The 26816-nt window shown below is 70.8% G+C and carries 23 protein-coding genes; 17 read left to right on the plus strand and 6 right to left on the minus strand.

What is annotated here, in order from left to right; translation table 11 throughout:
* Nucleotides 1-183: 183 nt before the first annotated feature.
* The gene (gene ahcY, locus ACTFTM_RS06085) at nucleotides 184-1683 is read left to right on the plus strand and encodes an adenosylhomocysteinase (RefSeq protein ID WP_449564866.1); all 1500 of its coding nucleotides are present in this window, start codon (nucleotides 184-186) and stop codon (nucleotides 1681-1683) included.
* Between the two features lie 450 nt (nucleotides 1684-2133).
* Here the strand turns inward: ahcY and ACTFTM_RS06090 are convergent, their stop codons facing one another.
* Nucleotides 2134-2280 carry a hypothetical protein gene (locus tag ACTFTM_RS06090; protein WP_422738428.1) on the minus strand — a complete coding sequence of 49 codons (147 nt, stop codon included), beginning with the start codon at nucleotides 2278-2280 and terminating at the stop codon, nucleotides 2134-2136.
* Between the two features lie 168 nt (nucleotides 2281-2448).
* Between ACTFTM_RS06090 and efeU the strand changes: the two genes are divergently transcribed.
* The 8 genes from efeU to hpf all read left to right on the plus strand — a co-directional run bounded on the left by efeU (nucleotide 2449) and on the right by hpf (nucleotide 11856).
* On the plus strand, nucleotides 2449-3417 hold the full coding sequence (gene efeU, locus ACTFTM_RS06095; protein ID WP_449564867.1) for an iron uptake transporter permease EfeU: 969 nt from the start codon (nucleotides 2449-2451) through the stop codon (nucleotides 3415-3417).
* A gap of 23 nt (nucleotides 3418-3440) precedes the next feature.
* Entirely contained in the window at nucleotides 3441-4574 is a 1134-nt protein-coding gene (gene efeO / locus ACTFTM_RS06100; RefSeq protein ID WP_449564868.1) for an iron uptake system protein EfeO, read from the plus strand.
* Nucleotides 4575-4599: 25 nt separating this feature from the next.
* A complete protein-coding gene (gene efeB / locus ACTFTM_RS06105; RefSeq protein ID WP_449564869.1) occupies nucleotides 4600-5877 on the plus strand; it encodes an iron uptake transporter deferrochelatase/peroxidase subunit in 1278 nt (425 codons plus the stop codon).
* A gap of 121 nt (nucleotides 5878-5998) precedes the next feature.
* The gene (mtrA, locus tag ACTFTM_RS06110; RefSeq protein ID WP_355052014.1) at nucleotides 5999-6688 is read left to right on the plus strand and encodes an MtrAB system response regulator MtrA; all 690 of its coding nucleotides are present in this window, start codon (nucleotides 5999-6001) and stop codon (nucleotides 6686-6688) included.
* A gap of 12 nt (nucleotides 6689-6700) precedes the next feature.
* Nucleotides 6701-8458, plus strand: coding sequence for an MtrAB system histidine kinase MtrB (gene mtrB, locus ACTFTM_RS06115; RefSeq protein ID WP_449564870.1), 1758 nt, complete (start codon nucleotides 6701-6703; stop codon nucleotides 8456-8458).
* On the plus strand, nucleotides 8455-10272 hold the full coding sequence (locus ACTFTM_RS06120; RefSeq protein WP_449564871.1) for an LpqB family beta-propeller domain-containing protein: 1818 nt from the start codon (nucleotides 8455-8457) through the stop codon (nucleotides 10270-10272). The genes mtrB and ACTFTM_RS06120 overlap by 4 nt, the downstream gene beginning before the upstream one ends.
* 4 nt (nucleotides 10273-10276) lie before the next feature.
* On the plus strand, nucleotides 10277-10984 hold the full coding sequence (locus ACTFTM_RS06125) for a ComF family protein (RefSeq protein WP_449564872.1): 708 nt from the start codon (nucleotides 10277-10279) through the stop codon (nucleotides 10982-10984).
* Between the two features lie 245 nt (nucleotides 10985-11229).
* The gene (gene hpf / locus ACTFTM_RS06130) at nucleotides 11230-11856 is read left to right on the plus strand and encodes a ribosome hibernation-promoting factor, HPF/YfiA family (RefSeq protein WP_449564873.1); all 627 of its coding nucleotides are present in this window, start codon (nucleotides 11230-11232) and stop codon (nucleotides 11854-11856) included.
* A gap of 62 nt (nucleotides 11857-11918) precedes the next feature.
* On the opposite strand, the gene ACTFTM_RS06135 is transcribed toward hpf, so the two are convergent.
* Both ACTFTM_RS06135 and ACTFTM_RS06140 read right to left on the minus strand, forming a co-directional pair.
* Nucleotides 11919-13034 (minus strand): GNAT family N-acetyltransferase, encoded by a 1116-nt coding sequence (locus ACTFTM_RS06135; RefSeq protein WP_449564874.1) that lies wholly within the window; start codon nucleotides 13032-13034, stop codon nucleotides 11919-11921.
* Nucleotides 13031-14182, minus strand: coding sequence for a GNAT family N-acetyltransferase (locus ACTFTM_RS06140; RefSeq protein ID WP_449564875.1), 1152 nt, complete (start codon nucleotides 14180-14182; stop codon nucleotides 13031-13033). Before ACTFTM_RS06140 ends, ACTFTM_RS06135 begins: the two co-directional genes overlap by 4 nt.
* Nucleotides 14183-14350: 168 nt before the next feature.
* Between ACTFTM_RS06140 and secA the strand changes: the two genes are divergently transcribed.
* Nucleotides 14351-17281, plus strand: a complete 2931-nt coding sequence (gene secA, locus ACTFTM_RS06145; protein ID WP_449564876.1) for a preprotein translocase subunit SecA — start codon at nucleotides 14351-14353, stop codon at nucleotides 17279-17281.
* 223 nt (nucleotides 17282-17504) lie between these two features.
* Here the strand turns inward: secA and ACTFTM_RS06150 are convergent, their stop codons facing one another.
* Nucleotides 17505-18086 (minus strand): Rv3235 family protein, encoded by a 582-nt coding sequence (locus tag ACTFTM_RS06150; protein WP_449564877.1) that lies wholly within the window; start codon nucleotides 18084-18086, stop codon nucleotides 17505-17507.
* A gap of 213 nt (nucleotides 18087-18299) precedes the next feature.
* Nucleotides 18300-18527, minus strand: a complete 228-nt coding sequence (locus ACTFTM_RS06155) for a helix-turn-helix transcriptional regulator (protein WP_449564878.1) — start codon at nucleotides 18525-18527, stop codon at nucleotides 18300-18302.
* A 203-nt stretch (nucleotides 18528-18730) separates the two neighbouring features.
* Between ACTFTM_RS06155 and ACTFTM_RS06160 the strand changes: the two genes are divergently transcribed.
* Complete coding sequence (locus ACTFTM_RS06160) at nucleotides 18731-19240, plus strand: DUF6912 family protein (protein WP_449564879.1); 510 nt, start codon at nucleotides 18731-18733, stop codon at nucleotides 19238-19240.
* 17 nt (nucleotides 19241-19257) lie between these two features.
* On the opposite strand, the gene ACTFTM_RS06165 is transcribed toward ACTFTM_RS06160, so the two are convergent.
* Complete coding sequence (locus ACTFTM_RS06165; protein WP_449564880.1) at nucleotides 19258-20331, minus strand: hypothetical protein; 1074 nt, start codon at nucleotides 20329-20331, stop codon at nucleotides 19258-19260.
* 550 nt (nucleotides 20332-20881) lie between these two features.
* Between ACTFTM_RS06165 and pruA the strand changes: the two genes are divergently transcribed.
* The 6 genes from pruA (at nucleotide 20882) to smpB (ending at nucleotide 26806) form a co-directional block, all read left to right on the plus strand.
* Nucleotides 20882-22510, plus strand: coding sequence for an L-glutamate gamma-semialdehyde dehydrogenase (gene pruA, locus ACTFTM_RS06170; RefSeq protein WP_449564881.1), 1629 nt, complete (start codon nucleotides 20882-20884; stop codon nucleotides 22508-22510).
* Nucleotides 22511-22686: 176 nt separating this feature from the next.
* The gene (locus ACTFTM_RS06175; RefSeq protein WP_007455856.1) at nucleotides 22687-23202 is read left to right on the plus strand and encodes a PadR family transcriptional regulator; all 516 of its coding nucleotides are present in this window, start codon (nucleotides 22687-22689) and stop codon (nucleotides 23200-23202) included.
* 118 nt (nucleotides 23203-23320) lie between these two features.
* On the plus strand, nucleotides 23321-24442 hold the full coding sequence (gene prfB / locus ACTFTM_RS06180) for a peptide chain release factor 2 (protein ID WP_449564882.1): 1122 nt from the start codon (nucleotides 23321-23323) through the stop codon (nucleotides 24440-24442).
* Nucleotides 24443-24560: 118 nt separating this feature from the next.
* Nucleotides 24561-25241 (plus strand): cell division ATP-binding protein FtsE, encoded by a 681-nt coding sequence (gene ftsE / locus ACTFTM_RS06185; RefSeq protein WP_007455859.1) that lies wholly within the window; start codon nucleotides 24561-24563, stop codon nucleotides 25239-25241.
* 68 nt (nucleotides 25242-25309) lie between these two features.
* Complete coding sequence (gene ftsX / locus ACTFTM_RS06190) at nucleotides 25310-26185, plus strand: permease-like cell division protein FtsX (RefSeq protein ID WP_449564883.1); 876 nt, start codon at nucleotides 25310-25312, stop codon at nucleotides 26183-26185.
* Between the two features lie 141 nt (nucleotides 26186-26326).
* The gene (gene smpB, locus ACTFTM_RS06195) at nucleotides 26327-26806 is read left to right on the plus strand and encodes an SsrA-binding protein SmpB (RefSeq protein WP_449564884.1); all 480 of its coding nucleotides are present in this window, start codon (nucleotides 26327-26329) and stop codon (nucleotides 26804-26806) included.
* Nucleotides 26807-26816: the final 10 nt, after the last annotated feature.

Consider the following 26816-nt stretch of genomic DNA (forward strand, 5'->3'; position numbering starts at 1 on the left):
CGACGACGGTCCGGCGACGTGCGGGGAACCAAACCGGGGGGATGCGCGGGGCGGGCGGAGGTGGGCAGCGGGACTGTCCACCACCGACCGCCCCGTGCGCTGTCCGCTGCCCGTCCCCCGGCGGCCGTGGCCGGCGCGCGTAAGGTGGAGGATCGGCGCAGACATCGTTCGACAGGAGCTTTCATGACCAGCACCCTCCCGGCGGCCGCCAGCGGTACGCCGTCCGAGGCCCGGCCGAGCACGCTCGCCGAGGGCGACTTCAAGGTGGCGGATCTGTCGCTCGCCGAGTTCGGGCGCAAGGAGATCCAGCTCGCCGAGCACGAGATGCCCGGCCTGATGGCGATCCGGCGGGAGTTCGCCGAGGCGCAGCCGCTCGCCGGAGCGCGGATCACCGGCTCGCTGCACATGACCATCCAGACCGCCGTCCTGATCGAGACGCTGGTCGCCCTCGGCGCGCAGGTCCGCTGGGCGTCCTGCAACATCTTCTCCACCCAGGACCACGCCGCCGCCGCGATCGTCGTCGGACCGGAGGGCACCCCCGACGCTCCGGCCGGCGTTCCGGTGTACGCCTGGAAGGGCGAGACGCTGCCCGAGTACTGGTGGTGCACCGAGCAGGTGCTCCTCTGGCCGGACGGCCACGGCCCCAACATGATCCTCGACGACGGCGGTGACGCCACCCTGCTGGTGCACAAGGGCGCCGAGTTCGAGAAGGCCGGTGCCGTGCCGCCGGTCGAGTCCGCCGACTCCGAGGAGTACGCGGTCATCCTCGAACTGCTGCACCGCTCCCTGGGCGAGGACGGCCAGCGCTGGACTCAGATCGCGGCCGGCATCAAGGGCGTGACCGAGGAGACCACCACCGGCGTGCACCGCCTCTACGAGATGCACCGTGCCGGCACGCTGCTCTTCCCGGCCATCAACGTCAACGACTCGGTGACCAAGAGCAAGTTCGACAACAAGTACGGCTGCCGGCACTCCCTGATCGACGGCATCAACCGGGCCACCGACGTGCTGATCGGCGGCAAGATGGCCGTGGTCATGGGCTACGGCGACGTCGGCAAGGGCTGTGCCGAGTCGCTGCGCGGCCAGGGCGCCCGGGTCGTGGTGACCGAGGTCGACCCGATCTGCGCCCTCCAGGCGGCCATGGACGGCTACCAGGTCGCCACCCTGGACGACGTGGTCGAGCAGGCGGACATCTTCATCACCGCCACCGGCTGCTTCGACGTCATCACCAACGAGCACATGGCCCGGATGAAGCACCAGGCCATCGTCGGCAACATCGGCCACTTCGACAACGAGATCGACATGGCCGGCCTGGCCAAGCGGTCCGACGTCGAGCGGATCAACATCAAGCCGCAGGTCGACCTGTGGCGCTTCGCCGACGGGCACGCCGTTATCGTGCTGTCCGAGGGGCGTCTGCTGAACCTGGGCAACGCCACCGGACACCCGAGCTTCGTCATGTCGAACTCGTTCGCCAACCAGACGATCGCCCAGATCGAGCTGTTCACCAAGACCGAGGACTACCCGATCGGCGTCTACGTGCTGCCCAAGCACCTGGACGAGAAGGTGGCCCGCCTGCACCTCGGCGCGCTCGGCGCGAAGCTGAGCACGCTCACCAAGGAGCAGGCCGCGTACCTGGGTGTCTCCCCGGAGGGCCCGTTCAAGCCGGACCACTACCGCTACTGATCCGCTCTTCTCGAACCGGGCCGGCTGCTACAGCCGGCCCGGTTCGTCGTTCCCGCGGCCCCTCGCCCCTCGCCCCCTCGCCCCGCGGCCCCTCGCCCCTCGCCCCTCGCTCCTCGCCCCGCGGCCCCTCGCCCCCTCGCCCCGCGATCTTGCGGTTTCGGTTGGTGATTTGCGCCTCTCGACCCCCTATGTCGCCACAGAAAGTGCAAGATCGCGCGAGCTGTGGGCGAGCGGGGCGGGGGATGGCAGCAACTTCGGGGATGTTGCTGCCTTCAGCGCGTCTGACGCAGCAACATCCCTGAAACTGTGACGATCTTGGGCGCGGGGCGCGGGGCGCGGGGCGCGGGGCGCGGGGCGCGGGGCGCGGGGCGCGGGGCGCGGGGCGCGGGGCGCGGGGCGCGGGGCGCGGGGCGCGGGGCGCGGGGCGCGGGGCGCGGGGCGCGGGGCGGGTTAGCGGCGGGGGGTGGGGCGGAGCCAGGTCCAGGCGCACCAGGCCAGCCAGCCCAGCGAGACGACGGTGGCCAGTGCGCGCTGGCGCAGCGCGCTGAGCAGCAGCACGACGGCCAGGACCGCGAGCCACGGCAGGAAGGCTTTCACGACGGCGATCCTCGCACGGTCGACGGTGAACGGTGTGCGGCCGGTGGTCGAAGACCAGGTCACGGGGAGAGTGAGGTTGCCAAGAACAACTTGACGAGTCCTGTGAACAGGAGGAAGGTATGGCTGCCCTAAGTTAGCGAAGGCGTGCCTAATGAACACGGAGCGGGGATGTTCGCCACCTACCTGATCGGCCTACGGGAGGGCCTGGAAGCGACCCTGGTGGTCAGCATCCTGGTCGCTTTCCTGGTGAAGTCGCAGCGCCGGGACCGGTTGCCCCAGGTGTGGGCGGGTGTCGGCTTGGCCGTGGCGCTCTCCGTGCTGTTCGGCTGGCTCATCGAGTACACCTCGACCTCGTTGCTGGCCCGTTCCGAGGATCGCGAGCTGTTCGAGGCGATCACCTCCGTCGCCGCCGTGGTGTTCGTCACCTGGATGATTTTCTGGATGCGCAGGGCGGCCCGCACGATCGCGGGTGAACTCCGCGGCAAGCTGACCGAGGCGCTCGCCGTCGGGTCGCTCGCCGTCGCCGGGATGGCCTTCCTCGCGGTGATCCGCGAGGGCCTGGAGACCGCGCTGATCTTCTACTCCGCGGCGCAGGGCGCGGCCGGTGACAGTGGGCCGCTGCTGGCGCTCATCGGCGGCATCGCGACCGCCGTGGTCCTCGGCGTGCTGCTCTACGCCAGCGCCCTCAAGATCAACCTCAGCAAGTTCTTCACCTGGACCGGGGCGCTGCTGATCCTGGTCGCCGCCGGCATCCTCAAGTACGGCGTGCACGACTTCCAGGAGGCCGGCGTCCTGCCCGGCCTCGGCGACCTGGCGTTCGACATCACCGCCACGCTCGACCCGAGCACCTGGTACGCGGCGCTGCTGGCCGGCATGTTCAACGTGACCCCCGCGCCCACCGTGCTCGAGACCATCGCCTGGATCGCGTACGCCGTACCCGTCCTGGCGCTCTTCCTGCGCCCGACCCGGCGTACCCCCGCGTCGGGAGCGGCCACCGCGACCCCGGCGCCGGCCGCGGCCTCGGCGCCCGCTGTCGAGGCACCCGCGGGCACGTCGCCGTCCACCACCACCGTCACCGAACGCGGGGCCGACACCGGCGCCGAGGCAGAGGCGGCATCCGCGCCGCAGCGTGCCTGACCCCACGAGGAGAGACAGCACAGATGCGTACCACCCGATTCTTCGCGCTGGCCGCTGCCGGCGTGCTGGCGACGGCCGGCATCGCCGCCTGCTCCAAGGCTGACTCCGACAAGTCGGACGCGGCGGGCGGCCCGATCGTGGTCAAGGCCACCGACACGGCCTGCGACGTCGCCACGACCGACCTCGGCGCCGGAACGGCCACCTTCAAGATCACCAACTCGGGCGCGAAGGTCACCGAGTTCTACGTGTACGCCTCCGGCGACCGGGTGATGGGCGAGGTGGAGAACATCGCCCCCGGCCTGAGCCGCGAGCTGCACGTCGAGCTGCCCGCCGGCACGTACGAGACGGCCTGCAAGCCGGGCATGAGCGGCAAGGGCATCCGGGGCGCGCTCAAGGTCAGCGGGTCCGCGCAGCCGCTGACCGCCGACGCCGCCCTGGCCGGGGCCACCGACAACTACCAGCGCTACGTCAAGAGCCAGACGGCCGCGCTGCTGGAGAAGACCGAGGAGTTCGTCGCCGCCGTGAAGGCCGGCGACGTGGCGAAGGCCAAGACGCTGTACCCGGTGGCGCGCACCTACTGGGAGCGGATCGAGCCGGTGGCCGAGATCTTCGGCGACCTCGACCCCAAGATCGACGGCCGCGAGGAGGTCATCGAGGAGGGGATGGAGTTCACCGGCTTCCACCGGATCGAGAAGGACCTCTGGCAGTCCGGCGACATCAGCAAGGACGGCCCGATCGCCGACCGGCTGCTGGTCGACGTCAAGGAGATCGTGGCCAAGGCCAACGCCGAGAAGCTCTCCCCGTTGCAGCTCGCGAACGGCGCCAAGGAGCTGCTCGACGAGGTCGCCAGCGGCAAGATCACCGGCGAGGAGGACCGCTACTCGCACACCGACCTGTGGGACTTCGCCGCCAACCTGGAGGGCTCCAAGGCGGCCCTGTCCGCCCTGCGGCCCGCGCTGGAGCAGCGGTCGCCGGAGCTGGTCAAGCAGCTCGACACCGAGTTCGCGAACGTCGAGGCGCAGCTCGGCAAGCACCGCGACGGCGACGGGTGGAAGCTGCACACCGCGTTGAGCAAGCCCGAGCTCAAGGAGCTGTCGGACGGCATCAACGCGCTCGCCGAGCCGATCAGCAAGGTCGCCGCAGTCGTCGCCAAGTGACCGGGACGCAGGGGGAGTCGAGTCGATGAGCGTACGCAGGTTGACCCGCCGGCGGGCTATCACGCTCGCTGGCGCCGGGGTGGCCGGAGTCGCGGGGGTGGCCGCCGGCGCGGGCGCGCTGGTCGGTGACTCCCGTGGCCCGGCCTCGGCCAGCGACCACCCGGCGGGAGCGGTGCCGTTCTTCGGCGAGCATCAGGCCGGCATCGTCACCCCGGCCCAGGACCGGCTGCACTTCGTCGCCTTCGACGTCATCACGAAGGACCGGGCGCGCCTGGTCGGGATGCTCGAGGAGTGGTCGGCCGCCGCCGCCCGGATGACGGCCGGCCGTGACGCCGGTGTCCTCGGCGCGGTCGGTGGGATGCCGGAGGCCCCGCCGGACGACACCGGCGAGGCGCTCGGCCTCCCGCCGTCACAGCTCACCCTGACCATCGGCTTCGGGCCGACGCTGTTCCGCGACGCCGACGGGCGGGACCGGTTCGGCATCGCCGACCGCCGCCCGGCTGCCCTGGCGGAACTGCCGAAGTTCCCCGGCGACGCGTTGCAGGCCCCGATCTCCGGTGGGGACCTGTGCGTGCAGGCGTGCGCCAACGATCCCCAGGTGGCGGTGCACGCGATCCGCAACCTCGCGCGGATCGGCATGGGCGTCGTCAGCGTCCGCTGGTCGCAGCTCGGTTTCGGCCGTACGTCGTCGACCTCCCGCGACCAGGCGACCGCCCGCAACCTGTTCGGTTTCAAGGACGGCACGGCCAACCTCAAGGCCGAGGAGACCGACCTGCTGCGCGACCAGTTGTGGGTGCAGCCCGGCGACGGGCCGGACTGGATGACGGGCGGGTCGTACCTGGTCACCCGCAAGATCCGGATGCTGGTGGAGACCTGGGACCGGACACCGCTGGGCGAGCAGGAGGAGATCGTCGGCCGGACCAAGGGCAGCGGCGCCCCGCTCGGGCGCAGCAAGGAGTTCGACGAGCCGGACTTTGCGGCGCGCGGTGACGACGGCAAGCCGCTGATCGCCGAGCACGCCCACGTCGCCCTGGCCCACCCGAGCCGCAACAACGGCGCGCACCTGCTGCGCCGGGGCTACAACTTCGTCGACGGCTCGGACGGTCTCGGCCGGCTCGACGCCGGTCTCTTCTTCATCGCGTACCAGCGGGACCCGCGCAAGCAGTTCGTGCCGATCCAGACCCAGTTGGCCCGCCACGACGTGATGAACGAGTACCTTCGGCACGTCTCCAGCGGCCTGTTCGCCTGCCCGCCCGGCGTACGCGACGGTGGCGACCACTGGGGCCGGGCGCTCTTCGGCTGACCGGCGACGCGACCCGTCCGAGCCGTGGTGGCGGCGGACCGCGTCGAGGGGGGATCATGAGGCTGTCCGTGCCGGGTGATGCCGGTCCCACCGAACTGAACGGGGATGCAATATTAATCCCATGAGAGCCCGGGTACTGGTGGTCGACGACGACCCCGCACTCGCCGAGATGCTCGGCATCGTGCTGCGCAGTGAGGGTTTCCTGCCCTCGTTCGTGGCCGACGGCGAGCGGGCGTTGGCCGCGTTCCGTGACAGTCGGCCGGACATCGTCCTGCTCGACCTCATGTTGCCCGGAATGAGTGGTATCGACGTGGCCCGGTCGATCCGTGCCGAGTCCGGCGTGCCGATCGTCATGCTGACCGCCAAGAGCGACACCGTGGACGTCGTCCTCGGGCTCGAGTCCGGCGCCGACGACTACGTGGTCAAGCCGTTCAAGCCCAAGGAGCTGGTGGCCCGGATGCGGGCCCGGCTGCGCCGCGGCGAGGACGTCGCGCCGGAGATGCTGACCATCGGGCCACCCGGCAACCAGATCAGCATCGACGTGCCCGCCCACACCGTCAGCCGCAACGACGAGGAGGTGAAGCTGACGCCGCTGGAGTTCGACCTGCTGGTCGCGCTCGCCCGCAAGCCGCGTCAGGTCTTCACCCGCGAGGTGCTGCTCGAGCAGGTGTGGGGCTACCGGCACGCGGCCGACACCCGACTCGTCAACGTGCACGTACAACGGCTGCGCGCCAAGATCGAGCCAGATCCGGAGCGACCGGAAATCATCCTCACCGTGCGGGGCGTGGGCTACAAGGCGGGCACCGGATAGCCTGGTCGCACTGTGTCGACCTCGCCGCCCCCGCCCCCGCAGACCACCGCAGCCCGCCGGCTCGCCGCCGGTCGGGAGGTCTGGCGTGTGCTGAGCGGCCGGGGCGCGCGGCTGCTGGCCCGGGCGCACCAGACGTGGCGACGTTCGCTCCAGGTCCGGGTGGTCACCATCACGTTGGTCGCCTCCAGCCTCCTGGTGGGCGGTTTCGCGTACCTGATCGCTGACAAGATCACGACCATCCTGCTCGACAACGCCCGTACCGACGTCCAGATACGCCTCAAGGGCGGCGCCGGGTACGCGGCCAAGCAGGTCTCCCTCTACGGCCAGCCGCAGGAGGCGCAGCTCCAGGAGACCATCGAGGGCACGGTGAACTACCTGGCCGGCGGCGACCCCCAGCAGACCAGTGGCGTGGTGGTGGCCATCACCGCCGCCGACTATCCGACGATGATCCAGACCCGTACCGCGCCGGCCGTCAACGTCCAGCCCCTGATCAGCAAGGAGCTGCGGGCCGCGGTCGCCAGCGGGAAGGTGGCCAGCCAGATCCAGACCGGCCGGCTCACCGGCGAGCCGACGAAGTACCTGGTCTACGGCTCGCCGGTGCCGACCCGCTTCGGGCAGATCGAGCTCTACTACCTGGTGCCGTTGACCCGTCAGGACGCCACCGCCGCGGACGCCCGGGCCACCGTCGTCGCCACCGGCATCGCCCTGGTGATCCTGCTGGGGCTGCTCGCCGCCCTGGTCACCCGGCTGGTGGTCAACCCGGTCCGGGTCGCCGCGCGGACCGCCCAGCGGCTCTCCGCCGGCCTCCTCGACCAGCGGATGGTGGTCAACGGCGAGGACGACCTCGCGCTGCTGGCCGCCTCGTTCAACCAGATGGCGACCAACCTGCAACGGCAGATCCTGCGCCTGGAGGAGATGTCCCGGTTGCAGCGCCGGTTCACCTCGGACGTGTCGCACGAGCTGCGGACCCCGCTGACCACGGTCCGGATGGCCGCCGACCTGATCTTCGCCGAACGCGACGAGTTCGACCCGGCGGTGGCTCGCAGCGCCGAGCTGCTCCAGGCCGAGCTGGACCGTTTCGAGGAACTGCTCACCGACCTGTTGGAGATCAGCCGCTTCGACGCGGGCTTCGCCATGCTGGACGCCGAGCCGACCGACCTGGTGCCGGTGGTGCACCGGGTCGTCGACCGGTTGGCCGGTCTGGCCGAGCGGGTGGGCGTGGAGATCGAGCTGGACCTCCCGGGCACCCCGGTGATCGCCGAGGTCGACCCCCGCCGCGTCGAACGCGTGCTGCGCAACCTGGTCGGCAACGCCGTCGAACACGGCGAGGCGCGGCCGGTGCTCATCACCCTCGGCATCGACGAGACCGCCGTGGCGATCACCGTTCGCGACCACGGCGTGGGGTTGAAGGTGGGCGAGGAGAAGTTGGTGTTCAACAGGTTCTGGCGGGCGGACCCGTCGCGGGCCCGGCAGACCGGTGGCACCGGCCTGGGCCTGTCGATCAGCCTGGAGGACGCCCGCCTGCACGGTGGTTGGCTGGAGGCGTGGGGAGCCCCCGGTCAGGGCGCCCAGTTCCGGCTCACCCTGCCGGCCCGCGCCGGCGATCGGCTCACCACCTCGCCGCTGCGGTTGGTGCCCGCCGACGCGGCCCTGCCGTTCGGCGGCCCGCGCGACGGCGGTCCACTGGCCATCGGACCGGGCAGCGGCGGAGCGTTGGCGATCGGTCCGGCGCCGGCCGGGAGCGGCGAGCGGGAGGAGGTGCGCTCATGAGGGCTCGACCACTGCTCGGCGCGTTCGGCGCGGCGTTGCTGCTCAGCGCCGGGTGCGGCATTCCGGCCTCGTCCGACGTGCGGGTCGACGGCAGGGCCGGCACCGCGACCGAGGCCGGATCGAGCAACGGCCGCAGCAGCGAACCGCCGTCGCGGACCGCCAGCGGCAGCGACAACGCCGCCTTCGTGCGCAACTTCCTGTCCGCCGCCGCCGGCGAGCCGGACCGGGCGTACGAGCGGGTGAAGGCGTTCATCGCCCCCGAGCACCGGCCCCGCCTACAGGACAAGAAGGGCAGCGAGGTCGCGCTGACCGTGGTGCGGCTGCGCGAGACCGTCTTCACCTTCAACAGCGACTCCACCACCACCGTCAGGATCACGGTGCAGCAGATCGGCCTGCTGCGGACCAACGGCACCCTGGCGCCCCCGGTGGCCACCGAGACGCAGTACGAGTTCCGGCTGCGCAGCGCGGCCCTCGGCGGCGCCGGCAGCGACGAGCGCGCCGGCCAGTACCTGCTCGACCCGCCGAACGTGCTGCTGCTCAGTGACGTCGCCCTCCAGCAGTACTACCAGGATGAGTCGATCTACTTCTGGAGTTCCGACCGCACCCGGCTGGTGCCTGACCAGCGCTACCTCCCGTACGCGGTGCCGGACGAGCGTCGCGTCAACGAGGTCGTGCGCTGGCTGGTGGGCGGCCCGTCCGACTGGCTACGGCCGGGTGTCGTCGGCCTGCCGGACGGCACCGAGCTGATCAACAATGCCACCGGCGCGAACAACCGGTGGGAGGTCAACCTGGACATGTCCGGCGACGACCAGAGCCGGGTCGACCAGGTGATCACGCAGCTCGCCTGGTCGCTCGGCGACCTGCCGGGCGAGCTGGAGCTGAAGATCCGGAACAACTCGCAGCCCGTGCAGGACCTCAGCGAGCGGCGGACGACCGAGCCGCTCTATCCCGTCCGGGAGGACCCGCAGCGGTACGGCGTCTACGAGGGCGCGATCCGCCCACTCGACTTCGCCGGCGAGCCCAGTGGCGTGGTGCCCCTGGCACCCGAGGTCAACCGCACCATCGTGTCGGCCAACCTCGCGCGGGGCGTCGACCGGGTACTCGCCGCGCTGGTGGTGACGAGCGGGAAGGACCGGCAACGACTCGCGGTGGGCGCGGGCGCGAACACCGTGGCCGCGCTCGGCCGCAGCCCCGGGGAGTACGCCTCGATCAGCCGCCCGGTCTGGCTGCGTACCGTCGACACGCGTCCCGCACAGGGGCTGGTGGTGGCCGACGGCCGCCTCTACCGCTTCGACGAGACCGCCGGAATGGCCGAGGTGCCGCTCAACCTGCCCTCGCCGGAGGTCACGGCGGTCGCCTCCGCGCTGGACGGTCAGCGGGTCGCGTTGATCGCCGGCGGGCGGCTCTACGTCGCGGCGCTGAACCTCGACGCCTCCGGCAGCGGACTGTCCATCGGTCCGCCCCGGGCGTTGGTCACCTCGTTGACCAACCTGACCGCGGTGGACTGGATCGGCGAGGACCGGCTGGTCGTGGCCGGTTCGGCGGGCCAACCCGCGATCTACGAGATCAGCGTGGACGGCGCACTGGAGACACCGCTGCGCACCGACGTGGGCGCCAAGGTCAACCACCTGACGGCGTACCCCACGAACCGCAACGTGCGCGTACCCACGGGGGCGTACATGTACGAGGCGAACAAGGTGGCCTACCGCAGCAGCCCGTTCGAACGGATCGAGCCCGAGAGCGTGCGGGACGTCCCCGCGCCGCCGGCCGGAGTCCGCCCGAGCAACCCGTCGGCCCCGTTCTTCCTCTACTGACGTCGTGCGCGGGCTCTGGGCGGACCTCGCCGACCTGGTCCTCCCCGCGGACTGCGCCGGTTGCCGGGAGCGTCACCATCGGCTGCGGCAGGGCGTGTGTCCCTCCTGCGTCACGGCGCTGAGCGCGCTGCGTGCCCGGGAGGCCCGCCCCACGCCCGCCCCGGCCGGCCTGCCGCGCTGCGTCGCCCTCGGCCCGTACTCCGGTCCGCTGCGTGAGGCGCTGTTGGCGTACAAGGAACACGGCCGGCACGGTCTGGCCCGTCCGCTCGGCGCGCTGCTGGCCGAGGTGGTCGCGGCGGCGGTCGGCGAGGTGCGTCCGCTGGCGCTGGTGCCGGTGCCGGACACCGCGGCGGCGGCCCGTGCCCGCTACGGGGATCACCTGGACCGGCTGGCCCGGCACTGTGCGGCCCGGCTGGGCCGGTGCGGCTGGCCCGTACGGGTGCACCGCCCGCTGCGTGCCCTGCCCCGACCCGACTCCGTGACGCTGGACAGCGCGGGCCGTGCGGCGGCCGCCGAGGCGGCGTTCCGTCCCCGCTCCGCCGCGTCCGGTGGGCCCGGTCCATTGAACGGCGGGCCCCTCGTGGTGCTGCTCGACGACATCGTCACCACCGGCGTGACGTTGGCCGCGGCGGCCCGGGTGCTGACGGCGACCGGATGGCAACCGGGTGTCGCGGCGGTGCTCGCCGCGACCGAGAAAAGACTCCAGTTGTAACCGACCGTGTTTCCGTTTCACCCGATGGTGTATGAGGTGCGAAAAATCCTGGGCGGTCTTGGCAACATGGGGTGACTGCCGGCCGAACAGGAGTTAGCGTTTCGCTGTCAGGGGTAGGAGGTCGTTCCATCCCACCCCCGGCGGTGAGAGGAGGCGTAGCCGTACTGACCGGTCGACGCCAGCGGGTCTTCCTACGGCGCACGACCGGGACACCGGATCGAAGACGTCCGAACAAGGGAGGTCACGTGGACATCGTGGTCAAGGGCCGCAACGTCGAAGTGCCGGACCATTACCGGGTACACGTAGCCGAGAAACTCGCAAAGGTCGAACGCTACGACCACAAGATTATTCGTATCGATGTCGAGCTGTTTCACGAGCGCAATCCGCGCCAGGCCGACCACTGCCAGCGGGTGGAGATCACCTGCGTATCTCGTGGCCCGGTGATCCGGGCCGAGGCCTGCACGAACGATTTCTACAGCGCGCTCGACGCCGCCATCGCGAAACTCGACACCCGGCTACGCCGCGCGGCGGACCGCCGGCGCGTACACCGCGGTCGGCACGCGCCGATCTCCGTGGCCGCCGCCACCGCCGACCTGCCGGTCACCGACCTGGTGGCCGCTCCGCTGTCCGCGTCGGGCGCCCGCGCCGGCACCGCCGTCGCGGAGCGCGTCGAGGAGGAGCACGACCAGCCGTGGCACATCGCCCGGGAGAAGGTGCACCCGGCCGAGCCCATGACGATCGACGACGCGCTGTTCCAGATGGAACTGGTAGGCCACGACTTCTACCTCTTCCAGGACAAGGAGACCGGCCGCCCCAGCGTCGTCTACCGACGTCACGCCTACGACTACGGCATCATCTCCCTCGACACCTGAGACGGGTTCGACCCCGTCGAGCGGGGAGTTGCCCGGACGTCCGGCGCAACTCCCCGCTTTCGTCAGCGCCTGTCGCCCGGCAGCAGCGCGAAGGTCAGGTCGTCTATGCGGGTGCCGTCCAGGCCGGGTAGGCGTCCGCGTTGTAGGGCCTCGCGCCGAAAGCCAACCCGCTCCAACACGCGGTGCGAGGCGGTGTTCTCCGGCACCGTTCCGGCGATCAGCCGAGCCACGCCGACCGGCCCGAACGCCCAGTCGACGAGCAGCCGCAGCGCACGGGTGGCGTACCCCCGGCCGCGCCACTCGGGCAGCAGCGCGTAGCCCACCGACGCCTCGCCGGCGGCCACGTCGGTGTACGACAGCCCGCAACTGCCCGCCGGCTCGCCGGTGGCCGCGTCGACGATCAGGAGCCGGGCGATGTCACCGGTCAGCCACGCGCTCTCGGCCAGCCGGCAGAGCCGCTGCACCGACTCCCGCGTCGGGGGCACCGGAGGAGCCTGGTTGGCCACCGTGTCCGGCCGGCTGTGCAGGGCGTACATCATGTCTGCGTCGTCCGGCCCGCGTCGGCGCAGCGCCACCACCTGGTCGGTGAGCACCCCGCCGGGCAGGTCCGGCAGCAGCCGCGGCGTCGGCCCCGGGGGATCGTCGGCGAGGCGTACCCAGGCCAGCAGGTCGTGTCGGCTGCCGTCCCGGCGCTGGCCGGCCGACCGGCGCAGGCCCTCGTAGCGGAAGCCGGCGGCCAGCGCGACGCGCTGGCTGGCCGCGTTCTCCGGATCGGTGTGCAACTCCAGCCGGGCCGTCCCGGTGTCGAAGGCGTGCTCGCTCAGCGCCCGGGTCGCGGCGGCGGCCAGTCCGCGTCCCCGGGCCGCCGGCCGCAGCCAGTAGCCGATGTTCGCCTGGCTGCGGAAGGGCATCAGGTCGCTCAAGCCGGTGGCGCCGAGCAGCCGGTCGGTGGCCGGGTCCGCGATGGCGTACGCGGCGCCGCCGCCGGCCCAGACCGCCGGCGCGCCGGCCTCCACCCACCAGCGGGCGTCCACCTCGGTGTACGGGGACGGCATGGCGGTCACGAACCGCTGGGTCAGCGGGTCCGCGCAGCCGTCGACCAGGTCCGGGATGTCGTCGGGGCGGAACGGCCGCAGCCGTACCCCGTGTGCCTCGACGACCGGCGGCGTGCCCGTCACGTCAGGTCCTCGGCGAGCAGTGCGGCCAGCCAGGTGTCGACCCGTTCACCCCGGTGCTGGACCCCGCCCCGGGCCGTCCCCTCGAACGTGAAGCCCGCCTTCTCGGCGGCCCGGCGGGACGAGGTGTTGCCCACGTTCGCCTTCCATTCGATGCGCGCCAGTCCCAGCGTGGTGAAGCCCCAGGCGCTGAGCGCGAGGAGCGCGGCCGGCAGGTAGCCGCGCCCGCGCACGGCCGGAGCGACCATGAAGCCCACGTCCGCCAGCAGTGGATCGGCGGGGGAGAGCCGCAGGTCCAGCGTGCCGGCGTAGGTGTCGTCCGGGTCGGCGACCACGAAGCAGGCGGAGTCGCCGCGGGCCCAGGCGTCCCGGGCGTAGCCCCGGTACCCCTGCGCGTCGGAGCGGTCATAGGGGTCGGGAACGGTGGTCCAGCGGATCGTCTCCGGGTCCCGGCAGGTCTGCACCACGGCGTCCAGGTCGCGCTCCTCCATCGGTCGGAGTCGCAGCTCGCCGCTCGCCGAGGCGGCGAACAGGACGGGTTGCGGGCGGCCGAAGACAGCGGCCCGGCGCGCCGCCAGGGTTCCTCGGGCGGCCGGCCCGGTAGACCCCGGTTCGGGCACCTCGCCCGGCAGCAGCGAGCCGATCCAGCCGTCCGCGCCGCCGTCCGGTGCCGGGTTCGCCAGCCGTACCCGGCCGTCGATCCGGAAGCCGGCCCGGAGCGCGACCAGCCGAGAGGCGTGGTTACCCACCTCGGCCTGCCACAGCAGCCGACGCAGCCCCAGCTCGTCGAAGGACCAGCGGGCCAGCGCCCGAGCGGCCCGTACGCTCACCCCTTCGCCGCGCGCCCACGGGGCCGTCCAGTAGCCGATCTCACCGGTGCCCGCACTGTCGATCGAGACCAGTCCGCACGAGCCGAGCAGCTCGCCGGTGTCGGCGTCGCAGACCGCGAACGGCGCCCCGGTGCCGTCCGCCCATCCGCGCGCGCTGACCCGCGTGACGAAGTCGCGGGCGTGTTCGGGAAGGTATGGGCGCGGTACGGTGGTCCAGCGCTGAATGTCCCGGTCCTGGCAGGCGCGGTGTACGCCGTCGGCGTCCGCCTCCCGCCAGGGTCGCAGCAGCACCCCGTCCTCGACGATCTTCACAGGCTCCACCCGTGCATCGTGCCGGAACGTTCGCCCTGGGCGTAACCGGATAACGTCCCGGGCGCATCCCGTGCGCGTGTTATGTCGGGTTCGGCGGAGCGGACCGCCGCCACCAGTGACCATCGCGCCGATGGAGCGCCTACGATGGTTCGAGACTGTCTAGGGGAGCGTTGATCCGTGTCGATTCTGGAAAAGGTCCTTAACGCGGGCGAGGGCCGCATGGTGCGCCGGCTCAAGGCCATCGCCGCCGCCGTCAGCTCGATCGAGGACGACTACGTCAACCTCACCGACGAGGAACTGCGCGGCATGACCGAGCAGTTCCGCGAGCGGCTCGCCGACGGTGAGACCCTCGACGACCTGCTGCCGGAGGCGTTCGCGGTGGCCCGCGAGGCGGCCGCCCGCGTGCTCGGCCAGCGGCCGTACGACGTCCAGGTGATGGGCGGCGCGGCGCTGCACTTCGGCAACATCGCCGAGATGAAGACCGGTGAGGGCAAGACGCTGACCTCGGTCATGGCCGTCTACCTCAACGCGCTCTCCGGCGACGGCGTGCACGTGGTCACCGTCAACGACTACCTCGCCCAGCGCGACGCGGCCTGGATGGGCCGCGTGCACGAGTTCCTCGGGCTGACCGTCGGCGTGGTGCTGCCCAACCGGCCGGCCGCCGAGCACAAGGCCGCCTACGAGTGCGACATCACCTACGGCACCAACAACGAGTTCGGCTTCGACTACCTGCGCGACAACATGGCCTGGTCGAAGGACGAGCTGGTGCAGCGGGGCCACAACTTCGCGGTCGTCGACGAGGTCGACTCGATCCTGATCGACGAGGCGCGTACCCCGCTGATCATCTCCGGCCCGGCCGAGCACTCGGCCCGCTGGTACGGCGAGTTCGCGGGCGTCGTGGCCCGGCTCCAGCCCGGCACCGACGGCGAGGGCGACTACGAGGTCGACCACTCCAAGCGGACCGTCGCGGTCACCGAGCGCGGTGTCGCCAAGGTCGAGGACCGGCTCGGTATCGACAACCTGTACGAGTCGGTGAACACCCCGCTCGTCGGCTACCTCAACAACGCGATCAAGGCCAAGGAGCTCTACAAGCGCGACAAGGACTACATCGTCAGCGACGGTGAGGTTCTGATCGTCGACGAGTTCACCGGTCGCATCCTGCACGGCCGTCGCTACAACGAGGGCATGCACCAGGCGATCGAGGCCAAGGAGGGGGTGGAGATCAAGCAGGAGAACCAGACCCTGGCCACGATCACCCTCCAGAACTACTTCCGCCTCTACAACAAGCTGTCCGGCATGACCGGTACGGCCCAGACCGAGGCGAGCGAGTTCAACAAGGTCTACAAGGTCGGCGTCGTGACCATCCCGACCCACCGCCCGATGGTCCGCGAGGACCGGCCGGACGTCATCTACAAGACGGAGAAGGCCAAGTTCAACGCCGTCATCGAGGACATCGCCGAGCGGCACCAGATGGGTCAGCCGGTGCTCGTCGGCACCGTCTCGGTGGAGAACTCCGAGATCCTGTCCCAGCTGCTGCGCCGCCGGGGCATCCCGCACAACGTGCTGAACGCCAAGTTCCACGCCCGTGAGGCGGAGATCGTCGCCCAGGCCGGGCGCAAGGGCGCGGTCACCGTCGCCACCAACATGGCCGGCCGTGGCACGGACATCCTGCTCGGCGGCAACCCCGAGTTCCTGGCGGCGAACGAGTTGCGCCAGCGCGGTCTCGACCCGCTGGAGAACGAGGAGGACTACGCCAAGGCGATGGAGGAGGTCCTGCCCACCTGGAAGCAGGCCTGCGACGCCGAGGCGGACGAGGTCGCCGCCGCCGGTGGCCTGTACGTGCTGGGCACCGAACGGCACGAGTCCCGGCGGATCGACAACCAGCTGCGCGGTCGCGCCGGCCGGCAGGGCGACCCGGGTGAGTCCCGGTTCTACCTGTCCCTGCAGGACGAGCTGATGCGCCGCTTCCGGGCCGGCGCGGTCGAGGCCGTGATGGAGCGCTTCAACATCCCGGAGGACGTGCCCATCGAGTCGAAGATGGTCACCCGCCAGATCAAGAGCGCCCAGGCCCAGATCGAGGGCCAGAACGCCGAGATCCGCAAGAACGTTCTGAAGTACGACGAGGTGCTCAACAAGCAGCGCCAGGTCGTCTACGCCGAGCGGCTGCGGGTGCTCAACGGCGAGGACCTGTCCGACCAGGTTCGCAACATGATCGACGACACCGTCGAGGCGTACGTGCGGGGCGCCACCTCGGAGGGCTACGGCGAGGACTGGGACCTCGAGCAGCTCTGGTCCAGCCTCAAGCAGCTCTACCCGGTCGGCGTGACGATCGAGGAGCTGGAGGAGGAGACCGGCGGTTCCCGGGCCGGCATGGACGCCGATTTCCTCGTCGCCCGGCTCAAGGACGACGCGAACGCCGCGTACGACCGCCGCGAGGAGCAGCTCGGCACCGAAGGGGTGCGCCAGCTCGAGCGGATGGTGCTGCTCCAGGTGATCGACCGCAAGTGGCGCGAGCACCTCTACGAGATGGACTACCTCCAGGAGGGCATCAACCTCCGGGCGTACGCCCAGCGCGACCCCGTGGTGGAGTACCAGCGCGAGGGCTTCGACATGTTCGCCACCATGATGGAGGGCATCAAGGAGGAGACCGTCGGTTTCCTCTACAACGTGGACGTCCAGGTCACCGAGCCGGAGCCCGACGCCGACTCGGAAGAGGTCAAGCTGCTCGACAAGCCGGTGGAGATCCGGGCCAAGGGTCTCAACCGTGCGCCGCAGCGGCAGGGTCTGCAGTACTCCGCTCCGACCATCGACGGCGAGGCCAGTCCCGGTGCCGTCGCCTTCGAGCAGGAGCAGCAGCAGGCGCCGGCGCTCGGCCTGGGCCGTCCGGCCCAGGGTGCTCCGGCGGCGCCCGGGCAGAGCGCGCCGTCCGCCCCGCAGCGGCCGGCCTCGGGCCTGCGTGGCCCGACACTGCCGACGGCGGGGTCCCGGCGTCCGGCCCCCAGCCAGTCCGACGCCAGCAGCAACGGCCCGTCCCGCAACGCGCCGTGCCCGTGCGGCTCGGGTCGCAAGTACAAGCGCTGCCACGGCGCACCGAACGGCGGCAACTGACCGACACCGCGACTCGATGGGTCCCGGCCGACAAGGCCAGGGCCCATCGGCGTCTGCGGCCTCGGTCGGCCTGGCTTCTCCGGCCCGACGGTGCGGGGTCTCCGCCCGGGCGGCGTCGGGCCTGGCGGTGAGATCGACTCCGCTTCCGGGAAGTCGGTGCGTCAGCGGCCGTTTGATGCCGCGATTTCCGGGACGTCGAGTCGATCAGCGCACGGAGAGCGGGTCAGAGGACATGCAGGGCTGTGCACAGCCAGCGGCCACGCCGGTGCTCGAGGCGTACCGCCATGGCCCAGCTACGGCCACCGGGACCGCTGACGACGGCGGCTGCCTCCACGGCTGCCTCGCGAGGCTCGCAAACCCGCAGCCGTGTGAGCCGCAGTGCCGGCCGGGTCGCCCGACGCCGCGCCGGCCCGGCCCGCCCGGTGGCCCGAGCGAGTTCGGTGAGCAGGTCGGTCGCCCGGCCCGGGTCGAGTAGAGGGCGTACCTGGGCCGGCGACCGGTAGCCGTTGACCACCTCCAGACAGGTGCCGACGAAGCGGTGCGCGGCCCGGGTGGCCTCGGACGCCGTCGTCGGCGGCAGGGGAGCGCCCGGGTGGTTGGCCGGATGCGCGGGCGTACGGCGTGGGGCCGCGCGGCGCACCGGAGGCCGGACCGGATCTGGTCGTGTCGAGGCGAAGAGGTCGAGGGCGAGCTGGCCGTGGGTCGGCCCCGGCCAGTACGTCTCGTCCTGGTACGGCGGATCGATGGGCGGGACGGGGCGCAGGCGCACGGGTGGTCGGGAGACTCCGGGTCGCCGCTCGTTCATCGCTGCCTCCCCATGATCTTGCGTTTGCCTTCGTTTGCCTCCGGCTGATCCGATTCTCGGCGACGGAGTGGCTCCGGTCAATGCCCGCGACGAGGCGCTAGCCCGTAGGTCGGCATGATCCGCTCCAGATCGCGGGCGTCGGGGTGTCCCGGTGGCCAGGACAGCCCCACTTCGGGGATCTGGAGCCGATCAACCAGCAGGACGCCCGCCGCGCTACTCGGAGTCGCGGTCGACGAGGGGGTTGTCGCGTACCCAGTCGGCGGTCTCGGCGTACTTCTGCGCGATGTACTCCTCCAGCCGGGCCCGCTCGACCCGCCACTGACCGCGCCCGCCGACCTTGATCGCCGGTAGCTCCCCGCTGCGGACCATGTGGTAGACCTGCGAGTCCGACACGTTCAGCTCGGCGGCCACGTCGGAGAGCAACAGGAACCTCGGCTCCACAGGAACTCCCGGGGTTGACGGCGTTTGCCTCAGTTTGCCACCGGCAGCCCTCGGCACCCAACACCGCAGCTGGCGTGGGCATCGGACACACCGGCGGGAAACTTCCACCGGCCGGAGGCGGGGTGTATGACGGTCACGGCGTGCGGCATGATCTGCGCCCGTGCCGGCTACCGTCGGCACGGAATCGAGCGGGGAGACGACCGGTGACCGACGAGCTTGTCCGGGTGTACGTGCCGGCGACCGTACCCATGCTGGCCCGCCTGCGCGAGCAGGGGCTGACCGCCGACACCGCGCACGCGGTGACGCCCGCGCTGCGCGAGTGGTACGCCGAGGGCGACGAGGAGGAGTTGGAGTACGTCGCGTTCACCCGGGCCGCCCAGGACGCGCTGCACCTGCTCCGCGAGGATCCGGCCGCGCCCCGCCGCCGCGTGGTCGTCTCGGTCGACCTGGCGCCCGCCGCGATCGGCCGTAGCGACGGTGAGCTGGGGTCCAGCCTGGTGACGTTGACGGACACCGTGCCGGTGGGGGCTGTCGCGGCGATCCACGTGGACGGCGCGGACGCCGTCGAGGAGGTCGCCGCGGCGGCCGACGTGGTGACCGAGGCCGCTGCCGGAGACCCGGACGCGCAGTTCACCGTCGACGGCGCCGAGGATCACGAGCTGGAGTGGTACGACGTGACGGAGTTGGACCTCCTGCTCCGCGCCGCCGACTGACAGCCGCCCGTCAGCGGTCAGCGGTCGGCGTCCGCCGTGTCCGGCTCGTCCTCCTCGACGTCGCTGGCCGCGCTCGCGGTTGTCGCCGACCGGGCAGCGGGTCGGCCGGTCGACGCCGGCTCGTCCTCGGTGTGCGCCGGACCGAGTGTCCGGCCGAACGCGACGAGCGCGGTCAGCGCCCCCACGAACAGCACCCAGATGCCGTTGTCCACCCGCGAGGTGCCCAGCGACGTCTGCGCCACCGCGTCGGCCTCGCTGAGCGCGCTGGCCAGGTCCAGCAGCGAGCGGCCGCCGATCCGGATGATCACTTCGGCGAGCAGCAGGAGCAGACCGGGCCCGGCGCCCGCGAGCAGGTACGCCGGCCAGCGCAGCGCGGGCGTCCGCGGATCGCGCCGTACGGCCCGACGACGGGCCCAGGTGAGATAACCGAAGGCGAGCAGTCCGGCGAGCAGGCCGCCGAGGAGTGACTCGGTGCGGGACACCCACTTGGCCGCGTCGACGAGCGACTGCTGGGTGTCGCCCGCGCCGAAGAGGTCGAACAGCGGATCCCGGGCACGGCTGAACGCCACCACGAAGATCAGCGTGCCCAGCGCGGCGGTCACCACCGCGCCGACCGCCGGGGCGGTCCGGGCGCCCGCGATCGCCCCGCCGATGATCGCGGCGGCCGCGGTGGTGCCGGCGATCACGTTGGTGGTCGAGGTGTCGAAGTAGGTGAGGTTGATCGCCACCGCGGCGGCCAGCCCGACCAGCATTCCGGCCCCGATCGCGCCGAAGAAACGCAGCGTCGTCCCGTCGCCGTACCGGCGGGACAGCAGGTTGCCGAAGGCCAGCGCGGTGGCCGCGCCCGCGACGAGCGCGGCCGAGATCACGCCGGGCAGGGCGAACGCGGACAGGCTGATCGCGGTGATGCCGGCCGCCGCCGAGGTGATGGCCTCCCGGGTCGACCAGAGCATGGCGGCCAGCCAGCCGAGCGCCACCAGCGCGAGCACCGCCGCTCCGGGCGCCGGGTTGGGCCGACCGGTCGGGGTGGTGGCGTCGACCGCCGGCTGGTCCGACTCCGCGGCCGAGTCGCGGCCGGGCTGCTTGGTCATCGTCTCCCCTTCGAGGCGCCAGGTCACCGACCATTCAGGGTACGCGGGCCGCCGCGCCCTCCACCGAACGAGCCACACCCCTCGGGTACGCCAGCCAGCACGGCCGAGCCAGCAGGACAAGTCGAGTGGCGTCCCCCCTCAGGGGCGGGACAGGGTGCAGCTCCGCAGGACGTGCGGCGCACCGAGGCGTACCCCAAGGAGAGGCGTACCCCAGAAGGAACCGCGACGGGCGCGCGGACGGCGACCAACGTCGGGGCTGGGGTGAGCGTCCCCGGCGGAGGGATCAAGCCTGACCGCCCGGAGCCGGGGACGCTCGCCCCAGCCCCACCACGGCGAGCCGCACGGCGGGCCGCGACCGGTAAGGAGAGGAGAGCCGGTCGGTCCTTCGCGATCGGGTGACGGCGGCGGCAGGGCCAGCACCTTCGCGTGAAACAATCGCGGGAGGTCCCGCCGCTGCTCGGCCACCCCGCGCGGCGTCCGGCATCCGGCTATCCGGTCGGTGCCCGCGGGTCCGGTTTCGCCACCGCTGTCGAGATCGCCAGGAGCCTTGATGGATGCCGTGTTCTCCGTTCCCGAGCCGCGCAACGAGCCGGTTCGCAACTACGAGCCGGGCAGCGCAGACCGGGAGCGCCTGCAGCGGCGGCTGTCCGAGCTGGCCGCCGAGCGCATCGACCTGCCGATGACCATCGGCGGGGAGCAGCGGATGGCGGCGGGTGACCCGATCAACGTGGTGCAGCCGCACAAGCACGCCCACGTGCTCGGCGTGACCGCGCACGCCTCGCACGACGACGCCCGCGCCGCGATCAAGGCGGCCAAGGACGCCGCGCCGATGTGGCGGGCGTTGCCGTTCGAGGAGCGCGCCGCGATCTTCCTGCGCGCCGCCGAACTGCTCGCCGGCCCGTGGCGGGACACCCTCAACGCGGCCACCATGCTCGGCCAGTCGAAGACCGCGATCCAGGCGGAGATCGACTCGGCCTGCGAGTTCATCGACTTCCTGCGCTTCAACGTGCACTTCGCGCGGCGTTTGCTCGAGGAGCAGCCGGCGTCGTCGCCCGGTGTGTGGAACCGGTTCGACCACCGGCCGCTGGAGGGTTTCGTCTACGCGGTCACCCCGTTCAACTTCACCGCCATCGCCGGCAACCTGCCGTCGGCGCCGGCGCTGCTGGGTAACACCGTGATCTGGAAGCCGGGCCCGACCCAGCAGTTCGCCGCGCACTTCACCATGCGGCTCTTCGAGGCCGCCGGCCTGCCGCCCGGCGTGATCAACATGGTGACCGGCCGGGGCGAGGAGGTCTCCGACGTCGTGCTCGCCGACCCGGACCTGGCTGGTATCCACTTCACCGGTTCGACAAAGGTCTTCCAGCACCTGTGGAAGACCGTCGGCGACAACATCGCGCGCTACCGGGGCTACCCGCGGCTGGTCGGCGAGACCGGTGGCAAGGACTTCGTGGTCGCGCACACCAGCGCCGACGTGGACGCGCTGCACACCGCGCTGATCCGCGGCGCGTACGAGTACCAGGGCCAGAAGTGCTCGGCCGCCTCCCGGGCGTACGTGCCGCGCTCGATCTGGGAGGGTGGCCTGCGCGATCGCCTGGCCGCGACCGCTGACTCGCTGACCTACGGCGACGTGACCGACTTCGGCAACTTCGGCGGCGCGGTGATCGACGACAAGGCGTTCGCCCGGCACACCGCCGCGCTGGAGCTGATCAACGGTGATGACAGCTGCCGGGTGCTGGCCGGTGGCACGGCCGACGACTCGGTCGGCTACTTCGTCCGGCCGACGCTCTTCGAGTGCTCCGACGCCGCGCACGAGACGTTCACCACCGAGTACTTCGGGCCGATCCTCGGCGTGCACGTGTTCGACGACGCCCGCTTCGACGAGGTGGTCGCGCAGGCCGAGTCGATCGCCCCGTACGCGCTGACCGGGTCGGTGTTCGCCACCGACCGCCGGGTCGTCGACGCGGTAGGCGAGCGCATGCGGTACGCGGCCGGCAACTTCTACATCAACGACAAGCCGACGGGCGCGGTCGTCGGGCAGCAGCCCTTCGGCGGTGCCCGTGCCAGCGGCACCAACGACAAGGCGGGCTCCTGGCTCAACCTGGTCCGCTGGGTGTCGCCGCGCACGATCAAGGAGACCTTCGTGCCGCCGACCGACCACACGTACCCCCACATGGGCTGACCTGCGGCGACCCGCCGGCGGCGTGCCCAGCGCCGCCGGCGGTCGGCCAAGGGCGGCAATCCATCGATAGTCCTCAACGGACAGTCTGCCGCCGACAGTGCACTTAGGAAGTACTTCTTGGGTGGCAAACCGCCAAATCCTGGACGCCGGCAGCGCAAAGTGGCAGCGTAACGGGCATGGCGGAATCCGGAGTCAACCCCACGGCGGCGGCCCTTCTCGGGCTGCTCCACGAGGGTCCCATGACGGGCGGTCAGCTGATGGCCGCCGCAGAGCGCCGGCTGGCGCCCTACTGGTCGATGACCCGTAGTCAGGTCTACCGCGAGTTGCCGGTCCTGGCCGAGCGGGGCTACGTACGGCTCGGCAAGCCGGGCCCCCGAATGAGCCAGCCGTACGCGCTCACCGCCAGCGGGAAACGGACGTTTTCCCGCTGGCTGGCGGAGAACCCGGGGCGGGACACGATCCGCAACCCGATCGCGCTCCGGATGGCCTTCGGCAACCTCCATTCGTCCAGCCAGCTCAAGAGCCTGTACGCCTCGGCCAACGAATACCACACCGAGGCCCTCGCCCAGGTGCGGGAACAGGTCAAGAACGCCAAACGGGACGGCGAGACGTACGACGCCAGCGCGCTGGAGTTCGCGGTCGCCTACCACCGGGCGGCACTCTCGTGGCTGAAGTCCGCCCCCGTCGGGTGACGACCGGCGGGTTCGCGGACACGGAACGAGCTGCGGCTTCCGCGACGCAGTGCCGATTTGGCGCCGACCTGCGGGGCTCACAAGCTCACTCCTCGTCTGCGCAGTAGTCTTGTCTGTCGTGACCGCTGCCGATTACGCCGAACAGCTCAAGGAACTCGACGCGACCCTGCGCAACATCGAGGCCGTCCTCAATCTGGACCGGCTGCACGAGGACAAGGCCCGTCTGGAGCAGGAGGCGTCCGCCCCCGACCTGTGGGACGACCAGGCGAAGGCTCAGCAGGTGACCTCGCAGCTGTCGTACGTCAACGGCGAGATCAGCAAGCTCGGCAGCCTGCGCAGCCGGCTCGACGACGCCCAGGTGCTGCTGGAGCTGGCCGAGGCCGAGTCCGACCCGGGTGTGCTGACCGAGGTCGAGGCGGAGATCACCGGGTTGACCAAGGCCATCCAGGAGATGGAGGTCCGCACCCTGCTCTCCGGCGAGTACGACTCGCGGGAGGCGCTGGTCGCCATCCGCGCCGGCGCGGGTGGTGTGGACGCGGCGGACTTCGCCGAGATGCTGCTGCGGATGTACCTGCGCTGGGCCGAGCGGCACGGCTACCCGACGGAGGTCTACGACACCTCGTACGCCGAGGAGGCGGGCCTCAAGTCGGCCACCTTCGCGGTCAAGGTGCCGTACGCGTACGGCACGCTCAGCGTCGAGTCGGGCACCCACCGGCTGGTCCGGATCAGCCCGTTCGACAACCAGGGCCGGCGCCAGACCAGCTTCGCGGGCGTCGAGGTGCTGCCGGTAACCGAGCAGACCGACCACATCGACATCCCGGAGAACGAGGTCCGGACCGACGTCTACCGCTCGTCGGGCCCCGGTGGGCAGAGCGTCAACACCACCGACTCGGCGGTCCGGCTCACCCACATCCCCACCGGCATCGTGGTGACCTGCCAGAACGAGAAGTCCCAGCTACAGAACAAGGCCTCCGCTCTCCGGGTGCTCCAGGCCCGACTGCTGGAGCGCAAGCGCCAGGAGGAACAGGCCAAGTTGGAGGGCCTGAAGGAGAACGCGGCCGGTTCGTGGGGCGACCAGATGCGCTCGTACGTCCTGCACCCGTATCAGATGGTGAAGGATCTCCGAACCGAGCAGGAGACCGGCAATCCGAGCGCGGTCTTCGACGGCGAGCTGGACGGTTTCATCGAGGCCGGTATCCGTTGGCGCAAGCAGCGGCAGCTCGCCGGCGACGGTGCGTAACGAGTCGCGGGCGGAGCGCGTCATCGATCTCCAGGTGGGAGCCTGATTCGACGACGCGCGCGCCATCTGCGGGGCGTGGGGCTTGGCTCAGTTGTTACACCGCGTAGACTCACCACCCGTGATTCAGCTTGAGCAAGTGACGAAGACGTACCCGAAGGCGTCCCGGCCTTCGCTCGACAACGTGTCCGTCTCGATCGAGAAGGGCGAGTTCGTCTTCTTCATCGGTCCATCCGGCTCCGGCAAGTCCACGATCATCAAGATGCTGCTGCACGAGGTGACCCCCAACAAGGGACGCGTCATCGTCAACAGCAAGGACGTCACCTCGATGCGCTCCTGGAAGCGACCCCACTTCCGGCGCTCGATCGGCTGCGTCTTCCAGGACTTCCGGCTGCTCCCGAACCGCACCGCCTACGAGAACGTGGCGTTCGCTCTTGAGGTGATCGGCAAGACCAAGGCGGTTGCCCGCCGGGTCGTGCCGGAGGTGCTGGAGCTGGTGGGGCTCGGTGGCAAGGAGCACCGCTATCCGCACGAGCTCTCCGGTGGTGAGCAGCAGCGGGTCGCCGTCGCCCGGGCGTTCGTGAACCGTCCGCTGATCCTGCTGGCGGACGAGCCGACCGGAAACCTGGACCCGGACACCTCGATCGAGATCATGCGTCTGCTGGACCGGATCAACCGCACCGGCACGACCGTCGTGATGGTCACCCACGACTCCAACATCGTGAACCAGATGCGCCGCCGCGTCATCGAGATTGAGAGCGGCCGCATCGTGCGTGACCAGGCCCGCGGCGTCTACGGGTGAACCGGCGCCTCACCCCTCTCGCAGCCTGACGACGAACACCTCATGCCGGAGACCCGGAGGAAATCCCGATGCGCGTGAAATACGTCCTGTCCGAGGTACTGGTCGGACTGTGGCGCAACGTGACCATGACCATCGCGATGATCATCACGATGGCGGTCTCGCTGACCATGCTCGGCGCCAGCGGTCTCATGTACCGCCAGGTTGACGACATGAAGGACCTCTACTACAAGAACATCGAGGTCTCGATCTTCCTGAGCCAGGAGGTGAGCGAGCAGCAGCGCACCGACCTGAACGACAAGCTGAAGAACGACCCCCTGGTCAAGGAAGTCATCTACGTCAACAAGGACGAGGCGTACAAGAAGTTCCAGGAGATGTACCAGGACGCGCCGGACCTGGTGAACGCGGTCAAGCCGGACCAGCTGCCGGAGTCGTTCCGGCTCAAGCTGAAGAACCCGGAGCAGTACAAGAACATCTACGACCAGTACAAGGAGACCGAGGGCGTCGACGAGATCGTCGACCAGAGCCGGCTCCTGGACAAGATCTTCGACGTACTCACCGCGATCCAGAACATCGCCCTGGCCGCCGCGATCGTGATGGCCATCGCCGCACTGCTCCTGGTTGCCAACACCATCCAGGTCGCCGCGTACAGCAAGCGGCGCGAGGTGGCGGTCATGAAGCTGGTTGGCGCGTCCAACTGGTTCATCCAGGCGCCGTTCGTGCTGGAGGCCGTGGTGGCCGGTCTGATCGGCGCACTACTCGGCCTGGTGGCCCTGGTGGCAGCGAAATATCTGCTCTTCGACGGGTCACTCAAGGCGTTGCAGGGCCTGCTGTCGCCGATCAGCTGGGGTGACATCCTGGTCGTCTTCCCCCTGATGGCCGTCGTCGGTGGCCTGGTCAGCGCCGCCACCGCCTGGATCACCCTGCGCTTCTACCTGCGGGTCTAGTCAGGTTCGTCGTCTAACCGGGACCCTCCCGCAGCCGGAAATAAACGGCGCGGGAGGGTTCTTGTTACTCGGGTAACATGATCGGTTGTCCGGTCGGGGTGACCCCGGCGTCGGACGAACCAGGGGAAGGGGGTGGCGCCGATGCCACGGGAAAAGGGGCGCAAGGTGGTCGCCTCCAACAAGAAGGCACGCCACGACTACTCGATCCTCGACACGTACGAGGCGGGTATGGCGCTGACCGGCACCGAGGTCAAGTCGCTGCGGGCCGGACGGGCGTCGCTCGTCGACGCGTTCGCTCAGGAGCGCAACGGCGAGTTGTACCTGCACGCGATGCACATCCCGGAGTACACCCAGGGCACGTGGACCAACCACGAGCCCCGGCGTACCCGCAAGCTGCTGCTCAACCGCGGTGAGATCGACAAGCTCGTCGGCAAGACCCGCGAGGGCGGTCTGACCATCGTCCCGTTGCAGGTCTACTTCTCCGACGGCTGGGCCAAGGTGGAGATCGCCCTGGCCAAGGGCAAGAAGTCGTACGACAAGCGCCAGGACCTCGCCAAGCGTGACGCGGACCGGGAGATCGCCAAGGTGGCCGGTCGGCGCGGCAAGGGAATGGACGACTGATTCATCCCTT

The organism is Micromonospora sp. RB23 (assembly GCF_053585025.1).

Bases quoted from the DNA above. Each gene is read 5' to 3' on its own strand.
- ahcY (WP_449564866.1), top strand. From the start codon at position 184: ATGACCAGCACCCTCCCGGCGGCCGCCAGCGGTACGCCGTCCGAGGCC.
- efeU (WP_449564867.1), top strand. From the start codon at position 2,449: ATGTTCGCCACCTACCTGATCGGCCTACGGGAGGGCCTGGAAGCGACC.
- efeO (WP_449564868.1), top strand. From the start codon at position 3,441: ATGCGTACCACCCGATTCTTCGCGCTGGCCGCTGCCGGCGTGCTGGCG.
- efeB (WP_449564869.1), top strand. From the start codon at position 4,600: ATGAGCGTACGCAGGTTGACCCGCCGGCGGGCTATCACGCTCGCTGGC.
- mtrA (WP_355052014.1), top strand. From the start codon at position 5,999: ATGAGAGCCCGGGTACTGGTGGTCGACGACGACCCCGCACTCGCCGAG.
- ACTFTM_RS06120 (WP_449564871.1), top strand. From the start codon at position 8,455: ATGAGGGCTCGACCACTGCTCGGCGCGTTCGGCGCGGCGTTGCTGCTC.
- ACTFTM_RS06150 (WP_449564877.1), bottom strand. From the start codon at position 18,086: ATGAACGAGCGGCGACCCGGAGTCTCCCGACCACCCGTGCGCCTGCGC.
- ACTFTM_RS06165 (WP_449564880.1), bottom strand. From the start codon at position 20,331: ATGACCAAGCAGCCCGGCCGCGACTCGGCCGCGGAGTCGGACCAGCCG.
- pruA (WP_449564881.1), top strand. From the start codon at position 20,882: ATGGATGCCGTGTTCTCCGTTCCCGAGCCGCGCAACGAGCCGGTTCGC.
- ACTFTM_RS06175 (WP_007455856.1), top strand. From the start codon at position 22,687: ATGGCGGAATCCGGAGTCAACCCCACGGCGGCGGCCCTTCTCGGGCTG.
- ftsX (WP_449564883.1), top strand. From the start codon at position 25,310: ATGCGCGTGAAATACGTCCTGTCCGAGGTACTGGTCGGACTGTGGCGC.
- smpB (WP_449564884.1), top strand. From the start codon at position 26,327: ATGCCACGGGAAAAGGGGCGCAAGGTGGTCGCCTCCAACAAGAAGGCA.